This window comes from Alteromonas sp. G4i35 (assembly GCF_054960375.1).
Genome location: NZ_JBHNZD010000021.1, coordinates 49967 through 74314 on the forward strand (window position 1 = coordinate 49967; position 24348 = coordinate 74314).

At 42.7% G+C, this 24348-nt stretch carries 16 protein-coding genes; 5 read left to right on the top strand and 11 right to left on the bottom strand.

Annotated features, from left to right (window positions below):
- Positions 1–3: 3 nt before the first annotated feature.
- From ACFI6L_RS14370 to ACFI6L_RS14390, 5 genes are all read right to left on the bottom strand, one after another.
- Complete coding sequence (locus tag ACFI6L_RS14370; protein WP_462574264.1) at positions 4–2691, bottom strand: tetratricopeptide repeat protein; 2688 nt, start codon at positions 2689–2691, stop codon at positions 4–6.
- A 129-nt stretch (positions 2692–2820) separates the two neighbouring features.
- The gene (locus ACFI6L_RS14375; protein WP_139125433.1) at positions 2821–3783 is read right to left on the bottom strand and encodes a PEP-CTERM sorting domain-containing protein; all 963 of its coding nucleotides are present in this window, start codon (positions 3781–3783) and stop codon (positions 2821–2823) included.
- 100 nt (positions 3784–3883) lie between these two features.
- On the bottom strand, positions 3884–5605 hold the full coding sequence (locus ACFI6L_RS14380; protein ID WP_069944638.1) for an FAD-binding protein: 1722 nt from the start codon (positions 5603–5605) through the stop codon (positions 3884–3886).
- Positions 5606–5699: 94 nt separating this feature from the next.
- Positions 5700–6539: a PEP-CTERM/exosortase system-associated acyltransferase gene (locus ACFI6L_RS14385; RefSeq protein WP_069944637.1), complete on the bottom strand. Its 840-nt coding sequence runs from the start codon at positions 6537–6539 to the stop codon at positions 5700–5702.
- 63 nt (positions 6540–6602) lie between these two features.
- Positions 6603–7355, bottom strand: a complete 753-nt coding sequence (locus tag ACFI6L_RS14390) for a YdcF family protein (RefSeq protein ID WP_462574265.1) — start codon at positions 7353–7355, stop codon at positions 6603–6605.
- A 62-nt stretch (positions 7356–7417) separates the two neighbouring features.
- On the opposite strand from ACFI6L_RS14390, the gene ACFI6L_RS14395 reads away from it, so the two are divergent.
- Both ACFI6L_RS14395 and ACFI6L_RS14400 read left to right on the top strand, forming a co-directional pair.
- Positions 7418–8188, top strand: coding sequence for a S1 family peptidase (locus ACFI6L_RS14395; RefSeq protein ID WP_462574266.1), 771 nt, complete (start codon positions 7418–7420; stop codon positions 8186–8188).
- 241 nt (positions 8189–8429) lie between these two features.
- Positions 8430–9446, top strand: coding sequence for an NAD-dependent epimerase (locus ACFI6L_RS14400; protein ID WP_462574267.1), 1017 nt, complete (start codon positions 8430–8432; stop codon positions 9444–9446).
- A gap of 33 nt (positions 9447–9479) precedes the next feature.
- On the opposite strand, the gene ACFI6L_RS14405 is transcribed toward ACFI6L_RS14400, so the two are convergent.
- The 4 genes from ACFI6L_RS14405 to ACFI6L_RS14420 form a co-directional block, all read right to left on the bottom strand.
- On the bottom strand, positions 9480–10364 hold the full coding sequence (locus ACFI6L_RS14405) for a patatin-like phospholipase family protein (protein ID WP_014977059.1): 885 nt from the start codon (positions 10362–10364) through the stop codon (positions 9480–9482).
- 397 nt (positions 10365–10761) lie between these two features.
- Positions 10762–12957 carry a malate synthase G gene (locus ACFI6L_RS14410; protein WP_462574268.1) on the bottom strand — a complete coding sequence of 732 codons (2196 nt, stop codon included), beginning with the start codon at positions 12955–12957 and terminating at the stop codon, positions 10762–10764.
- A 98-nt stretch (positions 12958–13055) separates the two neighbouring features.
- A complete protein-coding gene (locus tag ACFI6L_RS14415) occupies positions 13056–14000 on the bottom strand; it encodes a LysR family transcriptional regulator (RefSeq protein WP_049587990.1) in 945 nt (314 codons plus the stop codon).
- A 282-nt stretch (positions 14001–14282) separates the two neighbouring features.
- Positions 14283–15878, bottom strand: a complete 1596-nt coding sequence (locus tag ACFI6L_RS14420) for an isocitrate lyase (RefSeq protein ID WP_039228401.1) — start codon at positions 15876–15878, stop codon at positions 14283–14285.
- A 437-nt stretch (positions 15879–16315) separates the two neighbouring features.
- Between ACFI6L_RS14420 and ACFI6L_RS14425 the strand changes: the two genes are divergently transcribed.
- The 3 genes from ACFI6L_RS14425 to glsB all read left to right on the top strand — a co-directional run bounded on the left by ACFI6L_RS14425 (position 16316) and on the right by glsB (position 19998).
- Positions 16316–17275 carry a chemotaxis protein CheV gene (locus ACFI6L_RS14425; RefSeq protein ID WP_069944630.1) on the top strand — a complete coding sequence of 320 codons (960 nt, stop codon included), beginning with the start codon at positions 16316–16318 and terminating at the stop codon, positions 17273–17275.
- Between the two features lie 233 nt (positions 17276–17508).
- Positions 17509–18987, top strand: coding sequence for an alkaline phosphatase (locus ACFI6L_RS14430; RefSeq protein ID WP_252118805.1), 1479 nt, complete (start codon positions 17509–17511; stop codon positions 18985–18987).
- A 102-nt stretch (positions 18988–19089) separates the two neighbouring features.
- Entirely contained in the window at positions 19090–19998 is a 909-nt protein-coding gene (gene glsB / locus ACFI6L_RS14435; protein WP_462574279.1) for a glutaminase B, read from the top strand.
- Positions 19999–20038: 40 nt separating this feature from the next.
- On the opposite strand, the gene ACFI6L_RS14440 is transcribed toward glsB, so the two are convergent.
- Both ACFI6L_RS14440 and ACFI6L_RS14445 read right to left on the bottom strand, forming a co-directional pair.
- Positions 20039–21403, bottom strand: coding sequence for a lipocalin-like domain-containing protein (locus ACFI6L_RS14440; protein WP_462574270.1), 1365 nt, complete (start codon positions 21401–21403; stop codon positions 20039–20041).
- Positions 21400–24336, bottom strand: coding sequence for an FtsX-like permease family protein (locus ACFI6L_RS14445; protein WP_462574271.1), 2937 nt, complete (start codon positions 24334–24336; stop codon positions 21400–21402). Before ACFI6L_RS14445 ends, ACFI6L_RS14440 begins: the two co-directional genes overlap by 4 nt.
- Positions 24337–24348 lie beyond the last annotated feature (12 nt).

The window sequence follows — 24348 nt, forward strand, 5'->3', positions numbered from 1 at the left end:
GTACTAATTTTTTACGTCTTTTGAAATACGCTCGTACAAAGATAAATCTTCTTTATTTAACCCCGACTTCTCTACCTTAGCTAATGCCTTTTGAGCTTGGGTCTTCTCGTTTAGATGCATATATGCGTTTGCTAATAAGAGGGTGTTAGCGTCAGAACTCGCATTATTTGAGAAGTTTGTTATTTCATTGAAACGATTCAAAGAGGTTAAAATTCGAAATAGCGTATCTAGATACTCTTGGTTTGAATCGTTTGACTTGACTACACTCTTAGCAACTTCGAAAGCTCTGTCGTCTTTCCCTTCAAGGTGTAACACCCACGCATAGTTATTTAATAAATCAGAGTTGCCACTTGATTGACTTACTATGTCTTCAAAAATAGCTATCGACTTATCGTTATCTTTTCCTATCAAAGACTCGGCTAAAAGCGCTTTTATCGATATATCGTTAGGATGTAGTTTGAGGTGCTCTATAAGAATACTGTTGTCGACGGTACCTCGTTTTAGATTAAGTACATGAAGTAATTTTAGCGTGTGGGAGTTACTAGTCTCTCTGTAAGCTTTTGCAAGTAACGATTCAGCTTCGTCTAAATTATTTTGCTTAATAGCGTACGAACCTCTAAGGTAATCTAATAACCCTGATGGCAGGTTAGGTTTTTTCTCAATCTGTCCAATCTTATATTTCGCTTTAGATAAGTTCCCAGCGTAGATGTAGAGTGAAGCAAGCTTTGCATCCAGCGCAAGGCTTTCTTTTCGACGCTCAAGAGAGTGAGGGACCTGCTCCAGCACTGAGATAGCTTCTTCAATTTGGCCTGCTTTCTCAAGATAAGTTGCAAGTGCAATGTTCGGGCGAGTGCTATCCGGGAACTGTATATTCCATGCCTTGACCACTTCCCTTGCTTGATTTAAGTCATTCGAGCGACCCGCTAGATAAAATTGTAATTCCCAATACTGATTGATTAGTTTTGCCTTATCGGCATCTACAGAATTCATAACCCTTTGAGCAAGTTCATTTGCTCCTTGAGTAGCGAAAATGCCCGCTTTCATTAATTTGAAAAGAACATTGTCATCAAATTCAGAAATGGCGTTATCAATATAGCTATGCAATTTTGATTCGTATTTCTTATTTTTTGAAAGTGTTTGGAAGGCTAGGTATAGCTTCAACACAATGACATCGTTGAGGTTATTCTCTAATATCTTATCTAAAGATTTCAGAGCTCCTTCGTAGTCTTTATTCTTCGCTGCAGACTGAGCCATAAACATATGAGCAGCCCTGTTTGTGGGCAAAAGTTCCAAAGTGCCTTCATAAACTGATCTAGCGCTATCTCGGTCTCCTTTAGCAATAAAGATGGCAGCCTTGTAGTTCATGACCTTTACTTTATCATTTGTTCTCTCTAACCACTTGTCTACATAATTTAGAGCTTCACCAAATTGAGCTTTATTCATCATCATTGCGACTTGAATGAGATTATAAGTGTTATCCGAAGTGTCGCCCGGTTTACTCAGTGTTTCAGAGCTTCCTTCACGTGCTAACTCGATAAGCCCGCTAAGAACCCTTGCTCTAGGAGATTCGCTCTGTGCCAGCTTTGATTGTAGAGTCACCCATTCTCTAGCATGACTCTCAGTTCCCACAAGTTGTCCAATGGTTGATACATCCAGTTCTGAAAGTGTTTCTTGAGTTGCTAAGGTTTCTAGAGCATCGTCAGTGATACCTAATTTAACTTTGGTAGCAACAAGCATCGTATTTGCTAGTTCATTGCCCGGGTCCATATTTGTTGCTTTTTCAAAGCTACTTAATGCTGATTCGTAATTCTGAGAGTTAAACTCTAAAAGCCCTTTTGTTAACGAAACAGAAGGTAAGTTTATCCCGTAGGTATCAGCTAAGGATATGGCGTTATATGCCTCAACATTTTTATTTTCGCTTAATAAAATTAAACTATTAAGGTAATTAGCCATTGGGTTTTTAGAAAATCTCGCAAGAACAGGGGTTACAAGTTCTTTCGCTTTTTTAAAGTCATTATTAACTAGCAAAGCTTGAGCTAATGGCAAATTGATGTTCAATACGTTAGGGTTATTTTTCTTATACGCATTATAAACTGTTATCATTCCGTCAATATTATTCGACCGCCTTAATAGATCGCCCATCACAAGCAGTTCAATATCGGATGTGGAATTGTCAATTAGTGGTGAAACATCTAAGCTTGTAAGAGTGTTGCTATTAAATGCTTCAAAGACGCTAAATACGGCCGTGTCGCCTTCTATTCTCTCTAAATCTATAGAGTTTGATAGTGCGACGCTAGACCACGCTTCTGCCAACATACAATCGCGACAAGTACTGTTTTTATCTATAAGTCTTTGGTAACTGCTATCAAAACTAAGGATAGCTATTTGTGCGTTTAAACTCTCAGCTTTGCTCTGTTCGGATGGGGTTAGCGCTTCAATATCTACTTTTTCGAGTTGCTGTTTGGCGCCAATTGTGTTGCCATTTAGTAAGTAAACTTCTGTAAGCAATAGCCTGAGGCCAGGTGTTGGCTCCTCACTCATCGCTTGTTTAATTAATACTTCAGCCTCTCTTGATTGCCCGTTCTCAAGTGCAACTTTGGTTTCTTGAATGTAATCTTGGTGAGCCTTTGGTGTGCATCCAATACAAGTTAATAGAGCGAGCGCAGCAAATTGAATATTTTTTTTTAGCATTTTAAAACTTCTAACGTCCGTGAGTTTACCTTGATAAAGGTATCGTGCTTTTTAATAAGTGACAAGAAGTATTAAGATAGTATAAAAAAAAGCCGGATTAAAATCCGGCTTTTCTTATAAAGACAATGATTACTTTTGCTTTCTACGGCGAGCTGTTAAGCCCAAGCCCAGCAAGCCGAATGCAGCCATCGCTAACGTAGTAGGCGCTGGAACAAGCGTTGATTGAACAGTTGATGATTGAGAAATTGTTAACTGATAAGTACCAGCACTAACATTTGCCCAGCCTGACGTGAAATCTACGTTGTTACCTGAACGAACGATTAGGTCGCCTAGTCCAGGTTGGTCAATTGCGATATCGTTAAATGTCACGCTTGATGGACCACCTGTAAGAGATACTGTGTTTCCAGTGTTAAAGCTCACTAACTCAATTCCAAATGTCGCTTTAGCTGTAGATGTAGCTGTTCTTAAACTATCATTAGCGATATCCGGCGAGATAAATGCATCAACCAGATAATCCATCAGTGCACTGAATCGCACATTAATATCTGTCAACATATTGAGTGTAAACGTGGTAAGAATATCATTCGCGATATTACTATTGGCACCCGCGCTTTCATTGTTACCAGCAGCAATACCCGCATCCGCATATGTAAATCCGGTAGCACCAGAACCAATCGCACTGCCTGAAACTTGAGCGTCAGCCACTGAGTAGTAAAACGCGTCACTCGCAACCAAGTTGCCACCATCAACAGATTGGCCATTATTGGTAAGACCTAAAACTCCGCAAGATGAACCTAGGCAAAGTAAGTCTGCATCAGAATCTGCTGTGGCAGAAGCTTGTGAATCTAAGTCTGAGTCTGAAGCACCATTGTTGTCAGTGAAAGTGCTTGTTGATCGTGAACCACCCGGAAGGATAGAAATAAAGTCAAGAGGATTAACTGGATCAGGTACCAAGTCGCCATCAGTATCGATTTGAACAACAAGATCATTTAATTCTAAATAAGCTGTTGCAGATACCCCAGCAGTCGCATTTGAAGCTGTAACAAGAGCTCCCGCAATCGCTGCATATTTGATAGTTGTTGCAAATTTCATTTTCCACGCTCCGTTGTTTTGAACAGTAGGTCTGTTATACGTTGTTAACATAAGCATGCAACGTGCCATTTTTTAAGTATTTGATTATTATGGTTTTATTTCATTCGCATTTGCGTGTTGTAAAATTTTTAGACACTAATTGATATTTTGAAGGAGAGATGACATTACAAGGATCAAAATAAGATTTAAGTTCAGGGAGCTCAAAAGGTAGCGGTAGATGCTGTCGATTGAGAAAGTGATTGGAAAGCGTAGACATTCTATACTGAAGGAAGCCCATGGAAGCACACTTAAGCATTATTTCTTGATAGCAAGCTAAAGCTTGTTCTTCTTCCTTCTCTTTTTGTCTATCCCATGAAAGAGATAATACACACTCCATTGTTCTTTCATTTATAAGGGTTACTGAGATTGGACTTTCTAAACTATACTTCTTACATGTTTCACTCATGATAGAAGTAATTAATTTAAAATCTTTGCTCGATATTTCAGAGCAGGGCGCGCCCCATAGCAAACCTACTTTGTCTTGACTTGGATTGGGCACGTTATCTGTTAACTTCTGAAGGTTTCTCCAATAAATGGTTCGAAGAAATTCATTGCTAGGAGTCCCTTGTTTTATTTTACATAATTCTATTAGGCTCTTTCTCAGAGCAAGTTTAGCGCCTATTTTTCTGGCTATACCACTATTACTGGAAACTAGTTTTTTAACTAAAGCTCTATTATATTTAGGAGTAATAGACAGCGTTTTCTTAATAAAGCTGAGCTTTTCTTTGTCAATGAATAAAGGTTTTACACCTAGTTTTTTCATCGCGGTCTTAAGATCTTTAATATGCGCTTTGACTTGGTTTTTGGTTCCGTACATCCCTCCTGAAAGCGTCCAATCATCTAAACCGAATTTGCGGATCAATTTGTTTAACTCTTCGTAATCATACGATTTAATTAGATTTGGAAATTCTACAGCAAGTAATTGGAGTGTCTTCATGTTGTTTCCAATATGTGCAGCACTGTGTATGGTGTTTTGTTTTCTCAGGATTGCACAAGTATCAATCATTTGATCAATATCTTCTTCTTTGAATGGTATGAAGTAAGCAACGAAACAATCAGGTTTTTTCAAAAGCTTAATTGTAAGGCTTGTTACAATTGAAACATTATTTTGAATCACGAGACCTGTCAGGTCAGGGCCGATGCTATAGGTTCTGGTTGCTATTTTCCCGTCAATTTCAAATGATGTACCATCGGTTGATGTCACAAAATGTGTAGGTGCTTCTTCTTTATTGTTGGGAGTGATAATTTCTGCATGCAGAATATTCTTAGCGTGCTCAGCGAGTGGAGTATGACCAAAACCCCGTTCAAGATAGTTTCCGGTGACGCTTGCAAATTTTGGCGCTCCAGTAGTGTCATGTATATGGATATCACCGTTTTTTATTAAAAATTCACTAATGGCTTCTTGTGATACTCCTGGTTCTACTGTTATGTGTCCACTTGATTTCTTGTAGTAACTTATTCTTTTAAACTCACTTAAATCCAAGGCAATACAATTTGAAGCGTAGGGCTCTTTACCTCCATAACCTAAGTTGGCGCCTCTACTGTAGGGGTGAACAGCAAATCCATTGCATTTTGCAAGTTCTATTATCTTAATTATTTCCATATATCGCGAAGAGCCATCGGATTCGGAAGGGTATGGTTTAACGACCAATATAGCTGAATTTTTTTCTGGATACGTGATGTACGCATCGTTAGTGTCGACAAATAATATCTGTGATGACCGAAAGCCAGAAGTTAGTAGAAGGTTTTTCAGTTGCTCAAACCCAAAGTCTAATGTTCTCATAAATAGTTCCTAACGCGCCTGAAAACTGGAATGCAATGTATTTGGTAAAGAGCACCAGGCTCGGCAAAAGTAATTAGAGTGTTTAGACGCTTCTCTAGTCTCGAGGATACTTCTCAACTTGATGCTGTATGTTTTTCAACATTATTTTAAAGCTAGGCCTTAAATTAGCGTAGAGCAGTGATGGATTGATATAATAGGGTGCACGCCTACCATGATAGTCAATAACGGGACCAACCTGCTCAAACTGAATGCCCACAAACCTCATACTTCGGGCAAGACGTGGTTCCATCATAACATACGTATGTTTTATATTATTGTGCATAACTAAAGCAGCAGCAGAGAAGTAAAGCCCGATGGCGATAAAGGGGAAACACCTTAATTCATTTTCAGAGTACGTATGTTCATTAATTACACCTGTCGCAGCACCAGAAAACCGGTCCATCTGACGCTTCCGAAACTCAAGTGGAACTGCGAGTCGAGATATCTCGCAAATGTCTTTCCGTGCAAAGTTACGTGGGTTCAGAGTTTCATGAGTAATTGAATTAATGCAGTATTTCTCAATAGGGAGAAGTTGGTTTTCTATCTGGGGTCTAACCAAACGTACTGTCCCAGCATAGTGACCTGAGCCTTTATGTCTTATTAAACAAGGGCTCGAGAATTTATCGAATTCGTCAGTTTCAAGACAATTGTTTTTTAGTGGTTCAAACTCGAGCTCTTCACAATAAACTTTATGTCTAATATTAAAGCTCTCAGTACGTGTATTTTCGGACTGCGCAACTACTGGCTCTAAGAACTCGGAAAAGTGTTTTGAGATGAACTTGGCTTCTTGGAGTTTTTCCAACCCCCCAAGAGCCTTTCCCAATTTACTGTCCCGGCCGACAATTGATTTCACGCGTCCTATTATTGTTTTATTAGCCACTAAACTTTGGTCCACACAAAAAACGTCCTTCAAAACAGTCTAGCAAATCTTTTCGATAATTTGCCTAATCCTTTTATACTATTTTTCCAAAACATGGTACTTCACTATTGCCAAGTATTCGTATATCGCTCTTCTAGTGCGCTCTAATGCTAGAATTGAAGGAAGTGAAAGAAAAGGATTTAATTCCCCAGAGCTTTGAAAATCAACTTGAAAAATCTCTGAGTTTATATCAGCGTTTTTTAGTATCTGAGCTAATCGATATTGGTGAGTGGCGCTTGTTACGGTTACTAGGGTCATGTGGCCAAATCTAGTTTTTAATGCTTCAACCTCTGATAGTGAGTCGGTACCTTCAGGTATTGAAATCACTTTATCAGGAGTTACCCCTAATGTTTCAAGAAATTGCTTTGCTTTTTCTGAATATTTAACATCTTTATCAGCAAGAAAGCTTCCCCCCGTAACTATAATTGGGATTTTCAATTCATCAGAAAAAATCTTAGCTTGAATCAACCGTTGGATTGAACACTCGTGCCAACGCGAAACTTCTGGTAGATCGTATTGCGTTTGATAATAGCATGCAGGAACAAATATAGCGTCACTTCTAGTTAAATCGGATGAATGATAGCGTTTGCTGTTGTACTCTAACGGATAAAGTAAAACGTTTGCCACCCATGGTTGAGAGCAAACCATCAACATGAGTACACCCATTAACAAAATTTTCTTCCCAGTGTTCAAATAATTTGCCCGTTTGAAAACATATGACATAAGTATTAGCAATACGCTGATAGTTAGGGGGGATATTAAAAGCAGAATTATTTGTTTTAAAAAATCCATTGTTATCTTACGGTGTACTTTGGTTAAAGTTATTAAGCTAACGCTCAACTGGGAAAAAATACATGAAAACTTTAATTATTTGGATTTTAGTGCAGTTGGGATTACTGACTCAGAGTGTAGCAGCAGATAATGATGTAACCCCTTTTACTTCTATTGTGAAATCAGTCTCCAAAGGAACTGTTGCCGTAGCTGTCGATGCGCCAATTAAGCACAGTGCACCAAGGGTATTAGGGACGGGGTTTATTGTAGCAAACGGTTTTTTCGCAATTACAAATTATCACGTGGTATCTGAAGATTTAGACCCCACAATAGTTGAAAGTTACGTAGTCCTAAGTGGTGAAGGTACAGTAGTAAAAAAAATTAAAGCAGAAGTCTTAAAGATTGATCCTAAGCATGATTTAGCATTGTTAAAGTTGGACTCCCCCTTACCTGCATTGAAACTTGGAGATGATGAATTGTTAGAACCTGGGTCAGAAATCGCGTTAACGGGCTTCCCAATTGGCGCTATTTTGGGTTTATATCCTGCTACACACAGAGGGTATATTTCTGCAATAACGCCAGACGCAATCCCAGCGTTAAATAGCAACCAATTAACTAATACCATGATGGCACGCTTAAAGAACGTAAGCCTAATTTATCAACTGGATGCAATTGCTTATCCAGGCAACAGTGGCAGTCCCTTGTACGACCCTCGAACAGGAGAGGTAATTGGTGTAATAAACAAAGTTCTAGTAAAAGATACAAAAGAAAGTGCACTTGCTTCACCAACTGGTATTTCATATGCAGTACCTATTCGGTTTGTAACCACCCTGTTGAGGGGAGCTACAAATTAACTCTAGAACAGTAATTAGATATTTTATGGTGCATTATTTGCTAACTGTTTTTTATTTTCTTAATTCAAACTATAAAAACTTTGCCGACCAAGAGCTGAGCTTTATGTAGCATAGTTAACTGACAAGGCTAGTTTTATAGAAGTAGGTTGTATAAGAATTCTGTCGCTCGTTTGAACTAGAATAAAGCACGAGCGTATCAGTGATACTTTAATTTAAAATACGAAATCCAAGGGATTAATAAATGAAAATCTTAGTCACCGGAGCAGCTGGTTTCATTGGTGCAGCTGTATCGCAATACCTTATCAATCGTGGTGACCATGTTGTCGGGATTGACAACATTAACGATTATTACGATGTGAATTTAAAGCACGCTCGTCTAGACGAGATTAAATCATCTACTGCAGCTGATTTATTTTCATTTATCGAGATGGGGGTAGAAGAGCGCGACAAAATGGCTGCGCTTTTTGAAGAGCACAAATTTGATAGAGTGGTGCATTTGGCTGCTCAAGCTGGTGTGCGTTATTCACTTGAAAATCCTAACGCTTACGTCGACTCAAATATTGTTGGCTTTGTGAATATTCTAGAAGGGTGTCGCCATAATAACGTCGAGCATTTGGTGTACGCGTCATCTAGCTCAGTCTACGGTGCGAATGAGACTATGCCGTTTTCAGAACAGCATAACGTAGATCATCAAGTTAGCTTGTATGCGGCTTCTAAAAAAGCTAACGAGCTAATGGCTCATACTTATAGTCACCTGTATAACTTGCCTACAACGGGGCTGCGCTTTTTCACTGTTTACGGGCCTTGGGGCCGTCCAGACATGGCGCTTTTCAAGTTCACTAAGGCTATTTTGGAAGGTAAAACAATACAGGTTTACAACTATGGTAACCACCGTCGTGACTTCACTTATATCGATGATATCGTTGAAGGCGTAATTCGCTCATTGGATAATGTGGCTAAACCTAATGAGAATTGGGACGGCGGCAATCCAGATCCAAGTACGAGTAAGGCGCCCTATAAGGTTTACAATATTGGTGCGCAAACACCAGTGCACCTTTTGAAGTTTATTGAAACCCTTGAGAGTGCATTGGGCATTGAGGCGAAGAAAGAACTTCTTCCTATGCAGCCGGGCGATGTGCCTGACACCTATGCTGATGTGTCGTCGCTCGTTGAAGATACTGGGTACCAGCCATCTACCGATGTTGAAACAGGCGTAAAAGCGTTTGTCGACTGGTATCGCGACTTTTATAAAGTGTAAGCGCTAGCGACTTATAATTACTTTCTGAAACCGTTAAAGTGCACTGCTTCTCATAAATCCCGCACACTTTTTGGGCAAGAACTCTTTCGTGGTTGCATAACCGAGCTCAAAAAGTGTGTTCTTAATTTCAGGTGTAAGCGAAAAATCTACCGCGGAAATCTCCCCGGTATTCACCACCACCGTATTGTGCCAATACTTCGCATTGACGTACTCCCTGGATATTGCCGTCATAAACGTGCGAATAAGCATGCTGACGTATTGCGGCAGTTGAAGTAAGTTCTTTTTAATGGCCTTGCGTTTTTGTTCGGTGCTTTGCAGTCTGAAGCATACTGATGGCGTGCCATCGCCTCGCCAATCTTCAAACAGCGCATCTTCAGACAATATAGCGCCGTCTACTAGCAAGTGCTCTTTAAAGGGTTTGAACGAGAAGATGAGCGGTATCGACATAGAGTACCGCACTGCTTCTGACACCTTCATATCTGGAGAGGTTTGTTTGTTGAACAAAACTGGTCCGCCGCCATTTACGTCGGTAGCGAGAATATGCAGGTTGAGTGGGAGGTCGGCAAACACTGCGCCTTCCAACTGTTCGTCAATCCATCGTTGAAATACGTCGCCAGAAGAAAGTCCGCCTTCCCGGAGTAATCTTACGAGTGAAAATTCAGTGAATTGCTTGAAATCAGTAACCAGTGCGAGCTCTCGCATTTGTTCCACTGTGTAACCTTTGGCGTAAAGAGAAGCGATAATCGAGCCACCTGATACACCCACTAAAGTGTCGAAGCCTACGTTCATGTCCTGCAGCGCTTTAATGATGCCGATATGGGCGCTCAATCTTGTTCCTCCACCTGAAAAGATGGGCACAATTTGCGTGACGTTCGCCTGTAATAAATTATTCGGTATTGCTGCCGAGGCTATCTGCATGTGCATACTCCAAACTAAGGAGGCTTTGCGCTAAGTGTTTAGTTCCAACGGAATAACAAACGCTGCGCCCCACACTATAAAAGCGTAGTTTACTCATGCATTATCAGCAAAGTATCAAGGGGGAGATAAGCGATATCTTTAGTCTAAAGTGTTGCCATATCACTACACAGTTCGCTTTTGAGTGAGTTTGCGAAGTGATTTCACGCGTCGCGACAATAAATGCAAACGCATTAGTAATACACCAGCAATAAATAAAAAGGCTCACTGCTGTTTACTAACAGAGTGAGCCTTATTCAAATGCGTCTGATGAGGCTTGAAACTAGCTAGCTAATTCTTTGGTGTTTTACCGTATGGAATATAGCTTTTAGCTTCCAATTCTTAGCCCTCATATTTTGTACTAGCTCGCCGCAAGTTTTGCCTTCATTTCGCGGCGACGGGCGTGCAGTAAAGGTTCTGTGTAACCGCTAGGCTGCTCTTTACCTTTGAAGATTAGATCGCTTGCGGCTAAGAAGCCAATTGAGCTGTCTAAATCAGGTGCCATAGGGATATACTCAGGATCCCCCGCATTTTGCTCATCCACTAAGACAGCCATACGAGCCAAAGACTCTTTTACCTGATCTACACTTACAATGCCGTGCTCTAGCCAGTTAGCGATATGCTGCGATGAAATTCGCAACGTCGCGCGGTCTTCCATCAAGCCTACATTGTTGATGTCAGGAACTTTCGAGCAGCCTACGCCTTGGTGAACCCAGCGTACAACGTAGCCTAAAATGCCCTGAACGTTATTTTCGATTTCTCGCTTAATACTCTCACGCGTCAAAGTAGAAGCATCTTCTAACAATGGAATGGTAAGTATGTCAGCAAGGCCACTAAAGTTTTCATCTAGCGACTTTTGAACGTCAAACACATTTACATCGTGATAATGAAGCGCATGCAGTGTTGCAGCAGTAGGTGAGGGAACCCAAGCAGTATTAGCGCCTGCCTTAGGGTGACCTATTTTGGCGGTCATCATATTTTGCATTTCGTCAGGTATTGGCCACATGCCCTTACCAATCTGCGCTTTGCCAGAAAGACCACAACGAAGGCCTACTGCAACGTTTGCAGTTTCATAAGCCTTAATCCACGCCATAGACTTGAGCGCGGCTTTTTCTGCGAAAGGCCCCGCAAGCATTGAGGTATGAATTTCGTCACCAGTTCTGTCTAAGAAACCCGTGTTAATGAACACGACGCGTGAAGTAGCCTCGGCAATACAAGCTTGTAGATTGATACTCGTACGGCGTTCTTCATCCATTATGCCCATTTTAAGGGTGTTAGCTGGAACATCGATAATGGCTTCGATAGCACCAAACAATGCGTTAGAGAATGCCACTTCTTCTGGCCCGTGCATTTTAGGTTTAACAATATAAATACTGCCTTCGCGGCTGTTTTTAAATTTGCTGTTTCCTAAAAGATCATGCTTTGCGATAAGTGAAGTGACTAAACCGTCCATGATCCCCTCTGGCACTTCTTCGCCGTCAAAGAGCATAGCATTGTTAGTCATAAGGTGGCCCACGTTTCTAACAAACATAAGGCTTCGACCAGAAAGTACTAGTTCGCCATCTTTTAGCTCGTCTTGTGAAGCGTGTTTAGACGGCTGGTAGCTTCTATCGTCATGCATAGCGCGAACAAGCTGCTTGCCGCCCTTTGTCATTTCAATGCTTAGCGAGCCTTTCATTAAGCCTAACCAGTTGCTATACACCAAGGTTTTGTCTTCAGCGTCAACAGCAGCAACGGAATCTTCGCAGTCCATAATGGTGGTTAATGCAGCTTCAACCAGTACGTCTTTTACGTTTGCGGCATCGCTCTCGCCAATAGGATGAGTCGGGTCTAGTTGAATTTCAAAATGCAGACCGTTGTGTGCAAATAGCAGGCTTGACGGTGCGCTAATGTCACCTTGGTATCCTTGCCATTGCTCTGTGTTTGCTAAGGTGGTTTCATCGCCGTCGACAAGAGTGATCGCCAATTTACCCGATTCAATCTTATACTCAGTAACGTCAGCGTGGCTGCCTTTCGCAAGCGGTATCATGCTATCTAGATAGTCTTTCGCTTTCGCAACTACTTTGGCGCCGCGTACGGGGTTGTAGCTTTTTCCCGCTTCTGCTCCACCTTCATTGCTGATGACATCAGTGCCGTATAGTGCGTCGTAAAGGCTTCCCCAACGGGCATTTACCGCGTTAAGTGCATAGCGAGCGTTATTGATTGGCACGACTAGCTGAGGGCCTGCCATTGTTGCTATTTCGGCGTCTACATTTTGTGTTTGTGCACTTACTTGTGACGGCTGCTCAACAAGGTAACCAATGCTTTTTAGGAAGTCGGTATATTCGTTTCCGTTTACTGGGTTACCAGCTTTATGATAATCGTCGATAGCGCGCTGAAGCTGTTCTCGCTTTTCTAATAGTGCGCGATTTTGAGGAATGAATTTTTCGAAGAGGGTTTCTGCACCTTGCCAAAAGGTGTCTTTATCTACGCCTGTGCCAGGAAGTGCCTGTTCATTAATAAAGTTATCGAGTTGTTCGGCAACCTGTAATCGGCCTCTAGTAATATATCCTTGCATAACTACCTCTATACTTTTGTCTGTTCACCCAGTGTAGTGTGTATAGAGATAGTTTTTTAATTTATGGTTTGTATTTCTGCCATATATTTTGTGAATGTTTAGCCCGCATTCATTTCGCTAGCTACATCGCTGATTAAGCGGCGCAACCAAATGTGACCTGCGTCGTGGTGAAGTAGGGCACTCCACGCCATTTTTAGCGCAATAGGTGGTATGTCGAAAGGCGGCTCTTTAATCACCACATCAGGGTCGTGTTTGAATAAACGTGCCGCTTTGCTTGGTAAGGTAGCAATAAGTTTTTGCTTTTTCGCAATCTGAAGCGCTGCATGGTAATGACGAGTAAATACGCGAATAGCACGCTGTTTTCCGATTTTTGTAAGCTCTGCGTCAACCCAACCCAATTTTTGTACTTCATTTGGATCAATACCTACACCCACGCCAAACCCAGTTTTACTCACCCAAATATGCTGGGCACTCAAATAGCCTTCTAGGTTGCATTTTTCTACTAGCGGATGGTCGGAACTCATTACGCAGCTAAAGGTGTCATACCAGATAACTTTTTGGTGAAACGACAAAGGCAGTTCTTCGAAGCGGTTAATTGCCATATCCACTTTACCTTGCTCGACATCGTGAAACGTCACGTCACTCGGCGTAATAAGATCAAGCGTAATATTGGGCGCTAAATCGGCCAGTCTTCCAACGAGTTCAAGTAACAAGGTACTCTCTGCATAGTCACTGGTCATAATGCGGAAAGTTCTGTCGCTGGTTAACGGATCGAAATCAGTCTCGGGCTGAATAGAGCTTTCCAATCGACTAAGCACATCGCGAATAATGGGTTGTAGCTCAAGCGCACGCTTGGTGGGGGTCATCCCATCGCTGGTACGAACTAAAAGCGGATCTTTAAATAGATCGCGAAGGCGCTTCAGGCCGTTACTCATTGCTGGTTGAGTAATGCTTAGCTGGTTTGCAGCTTTCGTTACACTTCCTTCGCGCAACAGCACATCTAAATAAACCAATAAATTCAGGTCGACCTTCGCTATATTCATTATTCTAATGCTCTTTTTAAACCTAATTAAACATAGCTATTATAAAGCTTTTTTATTTCAATGTCAGATAAGCGTTTAGTCTTAAATTGGCCGCCGTTATACCTATAAGGTATTGAAATATAGTTGGTATATTGTTTTTTTATGAAATTTAGAAAAATATGGCTTTTTTTGTTTTATGCAAAAAGCATAAGTGAAGTGAATGACGCGCACAAAAAAGGGCACCCGAAGGTGCCCTATAGGAAAGGTTGGGATGCTTTCCGTTTAACTCATTGCCTGTTCACGTTATACGTCAAACTGGTTCATGGTGTTATCTTCACCAGACGCTTTAAGTGCACCTTCACCAGAGAAGTACTCTTTGTGTGTATCACCTAGGTCAGAACCTGCCATCGCTTGGTGCTTAACACACGCTAGGCCTTGGCGAATTTCTTGACGCTGAACACCGCGTACATAAGCAAGCATACCTTCTTCACCGAAGTAACCTTTTGCAAGGTTGTCAGTAGACAATGCTGCAGTGTGATAAGTCGGTAGCGTGATAAGGTGGTGGAAGATACCCGCTTCGCGTGCTGCGTCAGCCTGGAAGCTCTTAATTTTTTCGTCGGCCGCAGCTGCTAGCTCGCTGTCATCATAGTCGGCAGACATAAGTTTCGCGCGGTCGTAGCCAGAAACGTCTTTACCTTCTTCACTCCAGGCATCAAATACTTGCTGACGGAAGTTAAGCGTCCAGTTGAATGATGGAGAGTTGTTATAAACCAGCTTTGCGTTTGGTACTTGTTCGCGAATAGCGTTAACCATTTCAGCAATTTGGCCAACGTGAGGTTTTTCAGTTTCAATCCAAAGCAAGTCAGCGCCGTGCTTAAGTGACGTTACGCAGTCAAGTACTACACGGTCAAAACCTGTGTTGTCTTTAAAGCGGAACAAGCCGTTTGGTAGGCGCTCAGGTTTAACCAGCTTGCCACCTTGTTTAAGCACCAAATCACCTTCAGTTAGGTCTTCAACACCCGCAACTTCGGTAGTTTTAAGGAACGCATTGTACTGAGCAGCTAAGTCGCCTTCTGATGTAGATACTGGGATCTTCTGAGTAAGACCAGCACCTAGTGAGTCAGTACGTGCAACAATTACACCTTCATCAACACCTAGTTCAAGGAATGCATAGCGTACTGCATTGATTTTCGCTAGGAAGTCTTCGTGTGGCACGGTTACTTTACCGTCTTGGTGACCACATTGCTTCGCGTCCGATACTTGGTTCTCAATTTGGATACAGCATGCACCTGCTTCAATCATTTGCTTTGCAAGTAGGTAGGTTGCTTCTTCGTTACCAAAGCCCGCATCGATATCTGCGATAATTGGAACTACGTGAGTTTCGTAATTGTCGATTTCAGCTTGAATCGCAGCTACATCACCACCGTTTTTCTTAGCGTCGTCTAGCTTGTGGAAAAGGTCGCCTAATTCACGCGCATCTGCTTGGCGAAGGAAAGTATAAAGTTCTTCGATAAGCGCAGACACTGATGTTTTTTCATGCATTGATTGGTCAGGAAGAGGACCAAATTCAGAGCGAAGTGCTGCTACCATCCAGCCTGAAAGGTAAAGGTAGCTTTTGTTAGTTGTGCCTTGATGCTTTTTAACTGAAAGCATTTTTTGTTGGCCTACGAAGCCATGCCAGCAGCCTAGTGACTGTGTGTACTGAGACGAATCTGCGTCGTATTCAGCCATGTCTTTGCGCATAATGCTTGCAGTGTAGCGAGCAATGTCTAAACCTGTTTTAAAACGGTTTTGAACCTTCATGCGTGCAGCGAATTCTGGGTTGATACCTTCCCAAGTTCCGTTTTGTGCTGCCTTTAATGTGGCGAAGTTATCAATGTCTTGTTGATATTGCGACATGAGCGTCTCTCCCGACTATAATTAAAATACTTAACGTTGTTTATGTTTACGCTGTAGGGCGTTCCCGTTGATTCCATTTCATCCTAGTGCCGGATTTGGAATAATAGAAATATATATTTTGCATTGCGGTCATTTATTTTGTGAATGGCTGGCGCCGAGAGAAGTCTAGATACTGTAAATCTTTGACACCTATGTTTGATGGTTTTAAGGCAATGGGGCAGCAGTGGGGCAAGAAGTGGTCGGTAATAAATAACTTACGTAGGTTGCAAATGCTTGCTGGTGTTGACTATTTCGTCTGTCTATTAGCTAAAAGGGTAATAGCTTTGCCGGTGTGAGCAAGGTAAATTTAGGCGTAGAGCTTCACGCTAAATAGTCTTGTCCGATACGAGGGCGCTTTTGTTTTAGCTTGTTGATATATAATATGAAAAGTGGGTGTTATGAGTAGTAGTGTATTGTCGTCAGTTGACCAAAGAACCAAGCTTGTTGGCGAAAACAGGCTTGAGCTTTTGATGTTTCAACTGGGAACGCGACACATTTTTGCCATGAACGTCTTTAAAATTAAAGAAGTTATAAACGTACCCAAGCTCAATATAATGCCGGGTTCACATCACAACCTGAAAGGGGTGATGAACTACCGAGGAAGCTCCATTCCAATTATAGACTTGCGTCAGGCAATCAAAATGCGCGGTGCAGCTACGCAAGCAACAGCGAAGAATGTCATTATCACTGAATATAACAGAAGCGTGCAGGGCTTCATTATTGGTGAAGTGAAAAACATAGTGAATACATCGTGGGGAACCATTCAACCACCCCCTAGCGGCATTGGAAAATCCAATTATTTAACCGCCATAACTCAGGTGAATGTTGAGGGTAAACAAGAGCTGGTAGAAATCATCGATGTTGAAAAAGTACTCGCGGAAATCATCGATTATGACACATCTATCTCTGAAGAAGTGCTAGATAAAGACATTGTTAACCACTTCTTAGGCAAGAAAGTGTTGATAGTAGATGACTCAAGCACAGCAAGAAAACAGATTAAAGATACGTTAGAGCAGCTAGGTATAACAATCATCGAACGTAAAAACGGCGCTGAAGCGTTAGCGCTGCTGAAGAAGTGGGCCGATGAGGGGAAGAACCCAACCGACGAAATTTTGCTAATGTTTACCGACGCAGAAATGCCAGAAATGGACGGCTATCGGCTTACTTCTGAAGTGCGTAACGATCCTCGTATGAGCAATTTATTTATAGCACTCAACACATCATTAAGCGGAAGCTTCAACGACGCCATGGTAGAAAAAGTTGGATGTGACAGGTTTATCTCCAAATTCCAGCCCGACATGCTCGTTGACGTGGCACAACAGCGCATGCGCGAATACCTCTCATCACAAAATAAGTAGTCGCTTCCTTCTTAAAAGTTGCTAATTTAATGAGATGACCAGATGGTCATCTCATGCTTGCGTTATTTTGTCCAAAAGCTTTGAGCATCTTGCCAGCCTGCTTTACACTAATGCATCTTATCGCTTTGCTAACACCATTATGATCACCAAAGAATCATTCGCGATAGTGTCGTTATTGTTGTATCTGCGGGTATCCAGGCCAGTAGGTACCTTACTTACTCAGGGAAGTTTAAATGATTAAACAATTTGTTCGCACATCACTACTAAGTTGTGCGTCTATTGCTGTTCTTGCGGGTTGTGGTATCACTGAATCTATGACCGAATCAGCAAGTGCAACCGGTACGCAAACTAAAGGTGTACCGAAAAATATAATAATGGTTGTAGCCGACGGTATGGGGCCTGCCTATACCACGGCTTATCGTAATTATGTAGATGACCCGTCAACACCGAAAATCGAACCGGTTGTGTTTGACGATATTTTAGTGGGCAATGCTTCCACGTATCCTGCGCAAGTATCTGGTTACGTTACTGATTCAGCCGCTGCTGCAACCGCTCTTGCTACTGGCGTTAAGTCATACAACGGTGCAATTGGTGTTGATGTAAATAAACAACCAGTAAACTCTGTTATGTACCATGCTAAGAGTAAAGGCATGCGTACTGGTTTGGCAGTAACGTCTCAAATTGTTCATGCGACACCTGCGTCATACATTGCGCATAACGAAAGCCGTAAGAACTACAACGAAATAGCTGAAGATTTCTTTGATGTTCGCGTGGACGGTAAGTTTGTCGCTGACGTGATGCTAGGCGGTGGAACGTCTTACTTTGAACGCGATGACAGAGATATTTTGGCGCAGTTTATTGATGCTGGCTACGAATATGCCGATTCATATAACCGTCTGGCTTCAGTGCCTGCGGGAAGTAATGTTCTCGGTCTGTTTGCTCCAGTAGCGCTGCCTGCGGTATTAGATGACAAGCGCAAAAATCGTCTTGAGTACCTAACTCAACATGCTATTAAACACTTAGAAAACGACAATGGGTTCTTTCTTCTCGTTGAAGCAAGTCAAGTAGATTGGGCTGGTCACGCAAACGATATCGCGTCTGCCATGGCTGAGATGCACGATTTAGCGCAAACCATGGAATATTTGCGAGATTATGTAAAAGCACACCCTGACACTCTTGTTATCTTGACGGCGGATCACAGCACAGGTGGCTTAACCATTGGCGCAAACGGCGACTACCGCTGGAGCCCTGAACATCTTAAGTCTATGTCAGCCTCGGTAATGACAATTGCTTTAGAGATGGCAAATGAAGAGAACCCTGGCGAATTTGTGGCGCAGAAGCTTGGCTTGTCGTTGAGTGAAGAAGAGCTTGCCACGCTAGATAGCGTATCAAACCAAGATGATGAAACTCGCTTCATGGCAGTAAAAACCTTCTTAGACACCAAAACAAACACGGGGTGGACAACAGGCGGTCACACTGGTGTAGATGTTGAAGTATTTGCTTTTGGCGCTGGTTATCAATCGCTTATGGGGCAAATTGATAACACGGATATTGCAAAAACAATATTCAGTTTTATCGATAAAAAACAGCCAGTAATAATCGATTCCGATTCAAATAAAGTATCAGAAAAGGTATCGACAAACATTGAGCTTACGTCAGACGAAGATGATGATGGCTTGTGTGACTTTAAGGAAGATTGGCGCTGTAACTAATCGCTACATTGTTTGTATAGAAATTAAAGCGCCAGCGTTTCTATAACAAGGCGCTTTATTTTTATCTGTGGTAAGCAGGAAAGAGGAACTATGAAAAACGAAATGCTGGCACTACTTCAAGATATCTATGATGAAGTTGAGCCCATGTTGGGCATGGGAAAAGTTGCCGACTACATCCCTGCGTTGGCCACAGTTAATCCACGGCAATTTGGCATTTCAATTTGCGATACAAACGGTCAAATAACGTCGATAGGCGATGCGAGCGTTCCTTTTTCTATTCAAAGTATCTCAAAAGTCTTTAATCTTGTTTTAGCTATCAATCACTACGGTGAAACCATGTGGGAGCGAGTTGGATGCGAGCCATCCGGCCTGCCGTTTAATTCTCTTGTACAGTTGGAATATGAAAACGGTATTCCCCGCAACCCCTTCATTAATGCCGGTGCGCTGGTGGTTAGTGATATGGTGCAATCTCGGTTCGCTTCCCCTTATATTGCCATGCGAGATTTCGTAAGACGCTTAAGCTGTAACGGCGATATCGTGGTAAATAAGGTGGTGGCGGAGTCTGAATACGAGCACCGCTCTCGCAATGCAGCAATGGCATATTTGATGAAAGCCTACGGAAATTTTGAAAACGAAGTGGAAGATGTGCTTCGTAATTATTTTCACAACTGTGCGCTAGAAATGAGTTGTGAGGACTTGGCGCGCTCAACGAGCTTTCTTGCTAACGCAGGTTTTTCTAATTGCGCAAATGAAAAGGTGCTAACGCCTTATCAAACCAAACAAGTGAACGCGCTTCTGGCGACTAGTGGGATGTATGACGAAGCTGGGAGCTTTGCTTTTAAAGTAGGCTTGCCGGGTAAAAGTGGCGTAGGTGGAGGCATAGTGGCTGTTGTACCAGGACGCTTTTCAATATGCGTATTTTCGCCAGCGCTTAATAGCGTGGGTAATTCTCAGCTAGGTGTGGCGGCTTTGACATCGCTAAGTGAACGCATCAATTGGTCTATTTATTAGGGGCTATTACGCTTCGCTGTATATCAAAGGTCAACAGGCCTTAGTAGCCTGTCAATTCCATAAAGCCGCTCCCTGAATGGGAGCCTTTTATTTCCACTCGCCCTTCATAATAGGGAAATAAGCTGTTATTCCATTGGCTTTCCTTGAACGGGCGAATGGATAGGTCGATATCTTTTTCTGGTATTTGAATGCGCCAAGCGGTGGGAACAGAGCGAGCTGACTCTCCCTCGTTGATTGTTTCATAGGCCGTTGGCGTAATTGATACGTTGGCTTGGTCGATAGTTTCTTTCGTGCCATTTTCCGCTATATAGCTAGCCGTTGTGAATATTTCGCTGTGTTTGCTTTTGCTATTTTTCATGTTTTCATTCATGGCGTGCATGCGAAACGCCATCAATTTACTTCCATCGTCTAAATGCAGCGAAAACCAATCCCATCCCATGGCTTCACTGTTGGCTAGGTGGCTCGTCCATTCGTGATCAAACCAGCCTTTACCCGCAACTTTTACGCTATTGCCCTCTATGTTTAACGTACCTTCCGCGTTAATGAACGGCTGGCTGTAATAGTAGGAGCGAAGGCGTTCGTCTTGTGTTTTTTTACTGTAGCCGTTATCACCCTGTTTGATGAAAGGCCCAGAGGTGTTTAGGTTAAGCGCTATTTTGACGGCGCTAACGCTTGGCGCGTCATTTAATTCTGATAAGCTGTCTGCAGAGGTAGCGGGGATTTTTTCACGTGTTTTAAGCGGATGAAGCGTGCTGCTTTGCCCGAAAGAGAAAGTTAATACGGACGGGAACATGGCTTTGCTTTCTGCACCTGTTTGGACCTCCGCCTGTGCCGCTTTCCAAACCCAATCGTCAATAACTGTCGTAAAGGGTTGTTGATTCACATAGACATTACCTACACCACCGCTTGCAAATCGTTCTTCGAAATAATGCTGTTCAGCGGTATGTAGCGAAGCATGTCCCATCCATTGCTGGCCATTGCTCCAGTTTTTTGCGATATGGTTGTTGGCGCTAACTTCAGCACTATTTTCAGCATTAGCCTTAGTGCTTTGAGGCGCGTCTAGCCCAGTATTGAAACGAAAAAGCGTATATTGAAGGCCGAACTCTTGCCCGTCTTCAGCGCTTAACACAAACGTGAGGTACCACCACTCTAACTGAAAATCGGGATGACTCATGTGATCGCGCGGTAATGCAACAGTATAGTCCCGCTGTACTGGCGTGAAGGAATAACTCGACTGCATGTTTCCAAAAAAGCCGTTTGGCGTGGAAGTTCCCAGAGTTTCGTTTTCATCTTTTGAGTTTTCAGTACATGCACTCAACGTGAAACAAATAGCTATAAGTACTAAAAAGGTGTTGGCTTTAAATCGCAAAAACGTGGTGTTGGCGCTACGTAATTGGTTTGTCATAGCTGAACTTCCTGCCTTAAATCAATTTTCGGCTTAAGTTTTCCTAAAGGTAACAACAGCACCAGTGAAACGATAAGCAGCGATAACCCCACGCTAGAGAGAATAACCTCTGCATTAAGTGAAAGCGGGTACACCCAGTTAAATGCATGCCGGTTTACTTGTTGAATAAAGACATAGGCCAAGTACACGCCAAAAGGAATGGCGAGCAAGGCTGAGATAAAACAAAGCAGCAGATATTGCGCAAACAGGGATGCTTTTACTTTAAGCTGACTAACGCCAAGGGCACGCAATACAGATAACTGCGCTGCGCTGCCTATGGTTAGTACCGTCAGCGAAACAGCGAAGGCGACGCCCGCCACCAATAGGGTGGTAATATTAAGGCCGTCGGTTAATACAAAGGTACGATCAAAGGTCTGCATAGAGGTATCTAACAGCGCTTGTCGGGTGTAAAGGGCAATTTCGCGGTGTTCCCCTAACTGTGATTTTAGCTGCTGTTCGAGGATGTCCTTTCCATAGGTGCTTTGTTTGTTGTCGCCTATCACGTTAGTCTCAATAGGCGGCTCTGGGTAAATAGCCACTACACCGGAAAAAAGTTGATCCCTGATAAGAACATCGTTTCGATTAAACGAGGGTAGAGGTACTAATATTTGCCCGTTTAGGTTACCGTAGTCAGGATAAATACCCAGTACTTTCCATTGAGGCGTCGCTGCAAATACGTTTGAGTTCGACGAACTGCTTTGTGAGCCTTGTGTTGGGTCAGTAGTTTTATCTTGTGGCGAGCTATACGCCTCGTTAGATGTATTAATCGCCGAAGAACTTGAATTCGCAGTTTTACGAAGGCGAATATTTTCTATATCTAGCGTGTGTCCTAGCTTTGCGTTAAGGGCAAACGCTAGTTGCTGATTGATGAATACCCCTTTTCCTTCTGTAAACTCACGCCACACTGTGTTGAGGTCGTTGTTTATTACATCATCGAGGACAAGCGCCTTTTTACCGCTTTTGTGAATGGGGTAGCTACTGATAGAAACGTAAGTGGGCGGGCTGTTACTGACTTCACGTGTCTCTTTATGTATCTCTTTATGTGTTTCTTCTTGAGCATGTGAGCCAATAACAGCTCCCTTGGCCTTAAGTAAAGGAGTTAAAGCAAGCGGAGGTAACGATTTGGTAGATAACGTTTCGATACGACTAAGGGGCGCGTCGGTGTACAGATAGAAGGGCGCGTAAAGCCTTTGGGTTAACCATTGTTCAGTGGCGTCTCTAAAGCTGTCCGTCATGGAATTCATACCAATATTTGCGGTTAGCGCGATAAAGAATGCACAAACGGCAAGACGGGTTTTGCTAGACAGTAAATGCATATTAGCAATGACGTAGTGGAATACGGGCCACTGTCTTGGTACAAATCTAGTCAGTAGCTTAGACAAAATAGGTAACCAAAGAAGAATAAGCGCGCAGCTGGTAAGGAGTAACAGTGCAACAAAGAAAAGTGCTGAAGCCGTAGAAGACACTAACCCCTCAGCGATAAATAACAGTAGTAGGGCACATAATGAGATAAGACCTACGGCAAACTGGCGTAACGCGTTTTCTTTTTTGACTGGCGCTACGGTAAGGGCATTCGAAAGCTTAACTATAGAAACTAACGAAAAAACAACTAGAGATATAAAGGTCGTTGTTAATGCGAAGCCGAAGGTGAAAAGCAGATTAACGTCTGGGTTAACAAATACGGCGTTAAACAATGACGTAAATGTACCGTTTATCACAGGTGACAACCATGACGCCGCTTGAAAACCGATGAACATGCCAATTGGAATACTTATTACGCAGTAAACAAGCAACTCGGTGAATAGGGCAATGCTTAAAATTCGCTGAGATATGCCCAGCTGCCGTAAACGAATGATATTGGGTAGCCGCGTGCGGTACATCAAGTTTAGCGCGTTAAGTACTATAAAAAGCGCCACAACGCCCATCAGTCCACTCATCGCCCAAAGATTTAGTCTAAAACTATCTGGCAACGAACCGGTGTCATTGTCTGTATTGCTAGTGGTTTGCTTTACAGGTATTCCAAGTAGGGTTTCTATTTGGGTTAAATGCTGATGTGATAGCGGTGAAAGTGCAATAAACCCGGAAAGTGGGACGTAAGCTTTCTGTTGCTTTGCTTGTTTCTCTTGCGCGCGTTTAGCACTGTCAGGAATAACAGGCTTAACAGGTTCATCATTCTCAATCGTTACCCCGCCTCTGTAAAACTCATCGATAGAGATCAAAATTGTATTTTGCGGAGCAAAGCTGCTCACATAAGCGCTTACCGTTGCAGGCCAATAGGGACTTGGCGCGGATTTTCTATCGATTTCATTGAGCGTGTCGTGACAGGCCAGTTTTGCGTTCGTTAAGGGGTGAATAAGCCCATTTACAGCGAAGTCGCCCCCAGAATTTGAGCGCAATTCGCGTCCCGCTGGCGTCTGCTGGTTTTCCATTTCACTAAAATTCTTCGCATTTTGCGATAAATAGGAAAGCGAAAGAGCGCTATCGTTTTGGGCAGGCGCTTCAAAACCTCTCTTTCTAAATGCACTTCCTAAAAGAGGCTGAGTATCAACACCAAGTAATGTGAGAGTTGTTGTGGGATTGCTGGCATTGCACGATAGGCTGAGGTCTCGTTCAGCTATCGCAACAAGCTGGGTAAACCCCTGCTTGCGAAGCGTGGCATAATCGCTTTGTGTAAAGCGATCTCTGCTGTCTGCTGGGGTGATGATACTGCCCAAGGTAAGCCCTTGCTTCGACTGTAATAGTTCACCTTGTGTGGCGCCTTCGTTTATAAGCAAAACGGTAACCAAGCCAGCATTGGCCAGTATAATTGCGGCCATAATGAGCAATGGCTCCCACGGCCTGTGCCTTGCCATTGCAAGTAAGCTAGAAAGTGTTAACAGTAGAGTGCGTAGCACGTTATTTTCCTA

Coding starts and splice junctions, on each gene's coding strand:
- ACFI6L_RS14370 (WP_462574264.1), bottom strand. CDS start 2,691: ATGCTAAAAAAAAATATTCAATTTGCTGCGCTCGCTCTATTAACTTGT.
- ACFI6L_RS14375 (WP_139125433.1), bottom strand. CDS start 3,783: ATGAAATTTGCAACAACTATCAAATATGCAGCGATTGCGGGAGCTCTT.
- ACFI6L_RS14380 (WP_069944638.1), bottom strand. CDS start 5,605: ATGAGAACATTAGACTTTGGGTTTGAGCAACTGAAAAACCTTCTACTA.
- ACFI6L_RS14390 (WP_462574265.1), bottom strand. CDS start 7,355: ATGGATTTTTTAAAACAAATAATTCTGCTTTTAATATCCCCCCTAACT.
- ACFI6L_RS14395 (WP_462574266.1), top strand. CDS start 7,418: ATGAAAACTTTAATTATTTGGATTTTAGTGCAGTTGGGATTACTGACT.
- ACFI6L_RS14400 (WP_462574267.1), top strand. CDS start 8,430: ATGAAAATCTTAGTCACCGGAGCAGCTGGTTTCATTGGTGCAGCTGTA.
- ACFI6L_RS14405 (WP_014977059.1), bottom strand. CDS start 10,364: ATGCAGATAGCCTCGGCAGCAATACCGAATAATTTATTACAGGCGAAC.
- ACFI6L_RS14410 (WP_462574268.1), bottom strand. CDS start 12,957: ATGCAAGGATATATTACTAGAGGCCGATTACAGGTTGCCGAACAACTC.
- ACFI6L_RS14415 (WP_049587990.1), bottom strand. CDS start 14,000: ATGAATATAGCGAAGGTCGACCTGAATTTATTGGTTTATTTAGATGTG.
- ACFI6L_RS14420 (WP_039228401.1), bottom strand. CDS start 15,878: ATGTCGCAATATCAACAAGACATTGATAACTTCGCCACATTAAAGGCA.
- ACFI6L_RS14425 (WP_069944630.1), top strand. CDS start 16,316: ATGAGTAGTAGTGTATTGTCGTCAGTTGACCAAAGAACCAAGCTTGTT.
- ACFI6L_RS14430 (WP_252118805.1), top strand. CDS start 17,509: ATGATTAAACAATTTGTTCGCACATCACTACTAAGTTGTGCGTCTATT.
- glsB (WP_462574279.1), top strand. CDS start 19,090: ATGCTGGCACTACTTCAAGATATCTATGATGAAGTTGAGCCCATGTTG.
- ACFI6L_RS14440 (WP_462574270.1), bottom strand. CDS start 21,403: ATGACAAACCAATTACGTAGCGCCAACACCACGTTTTTGCGATTTAAA.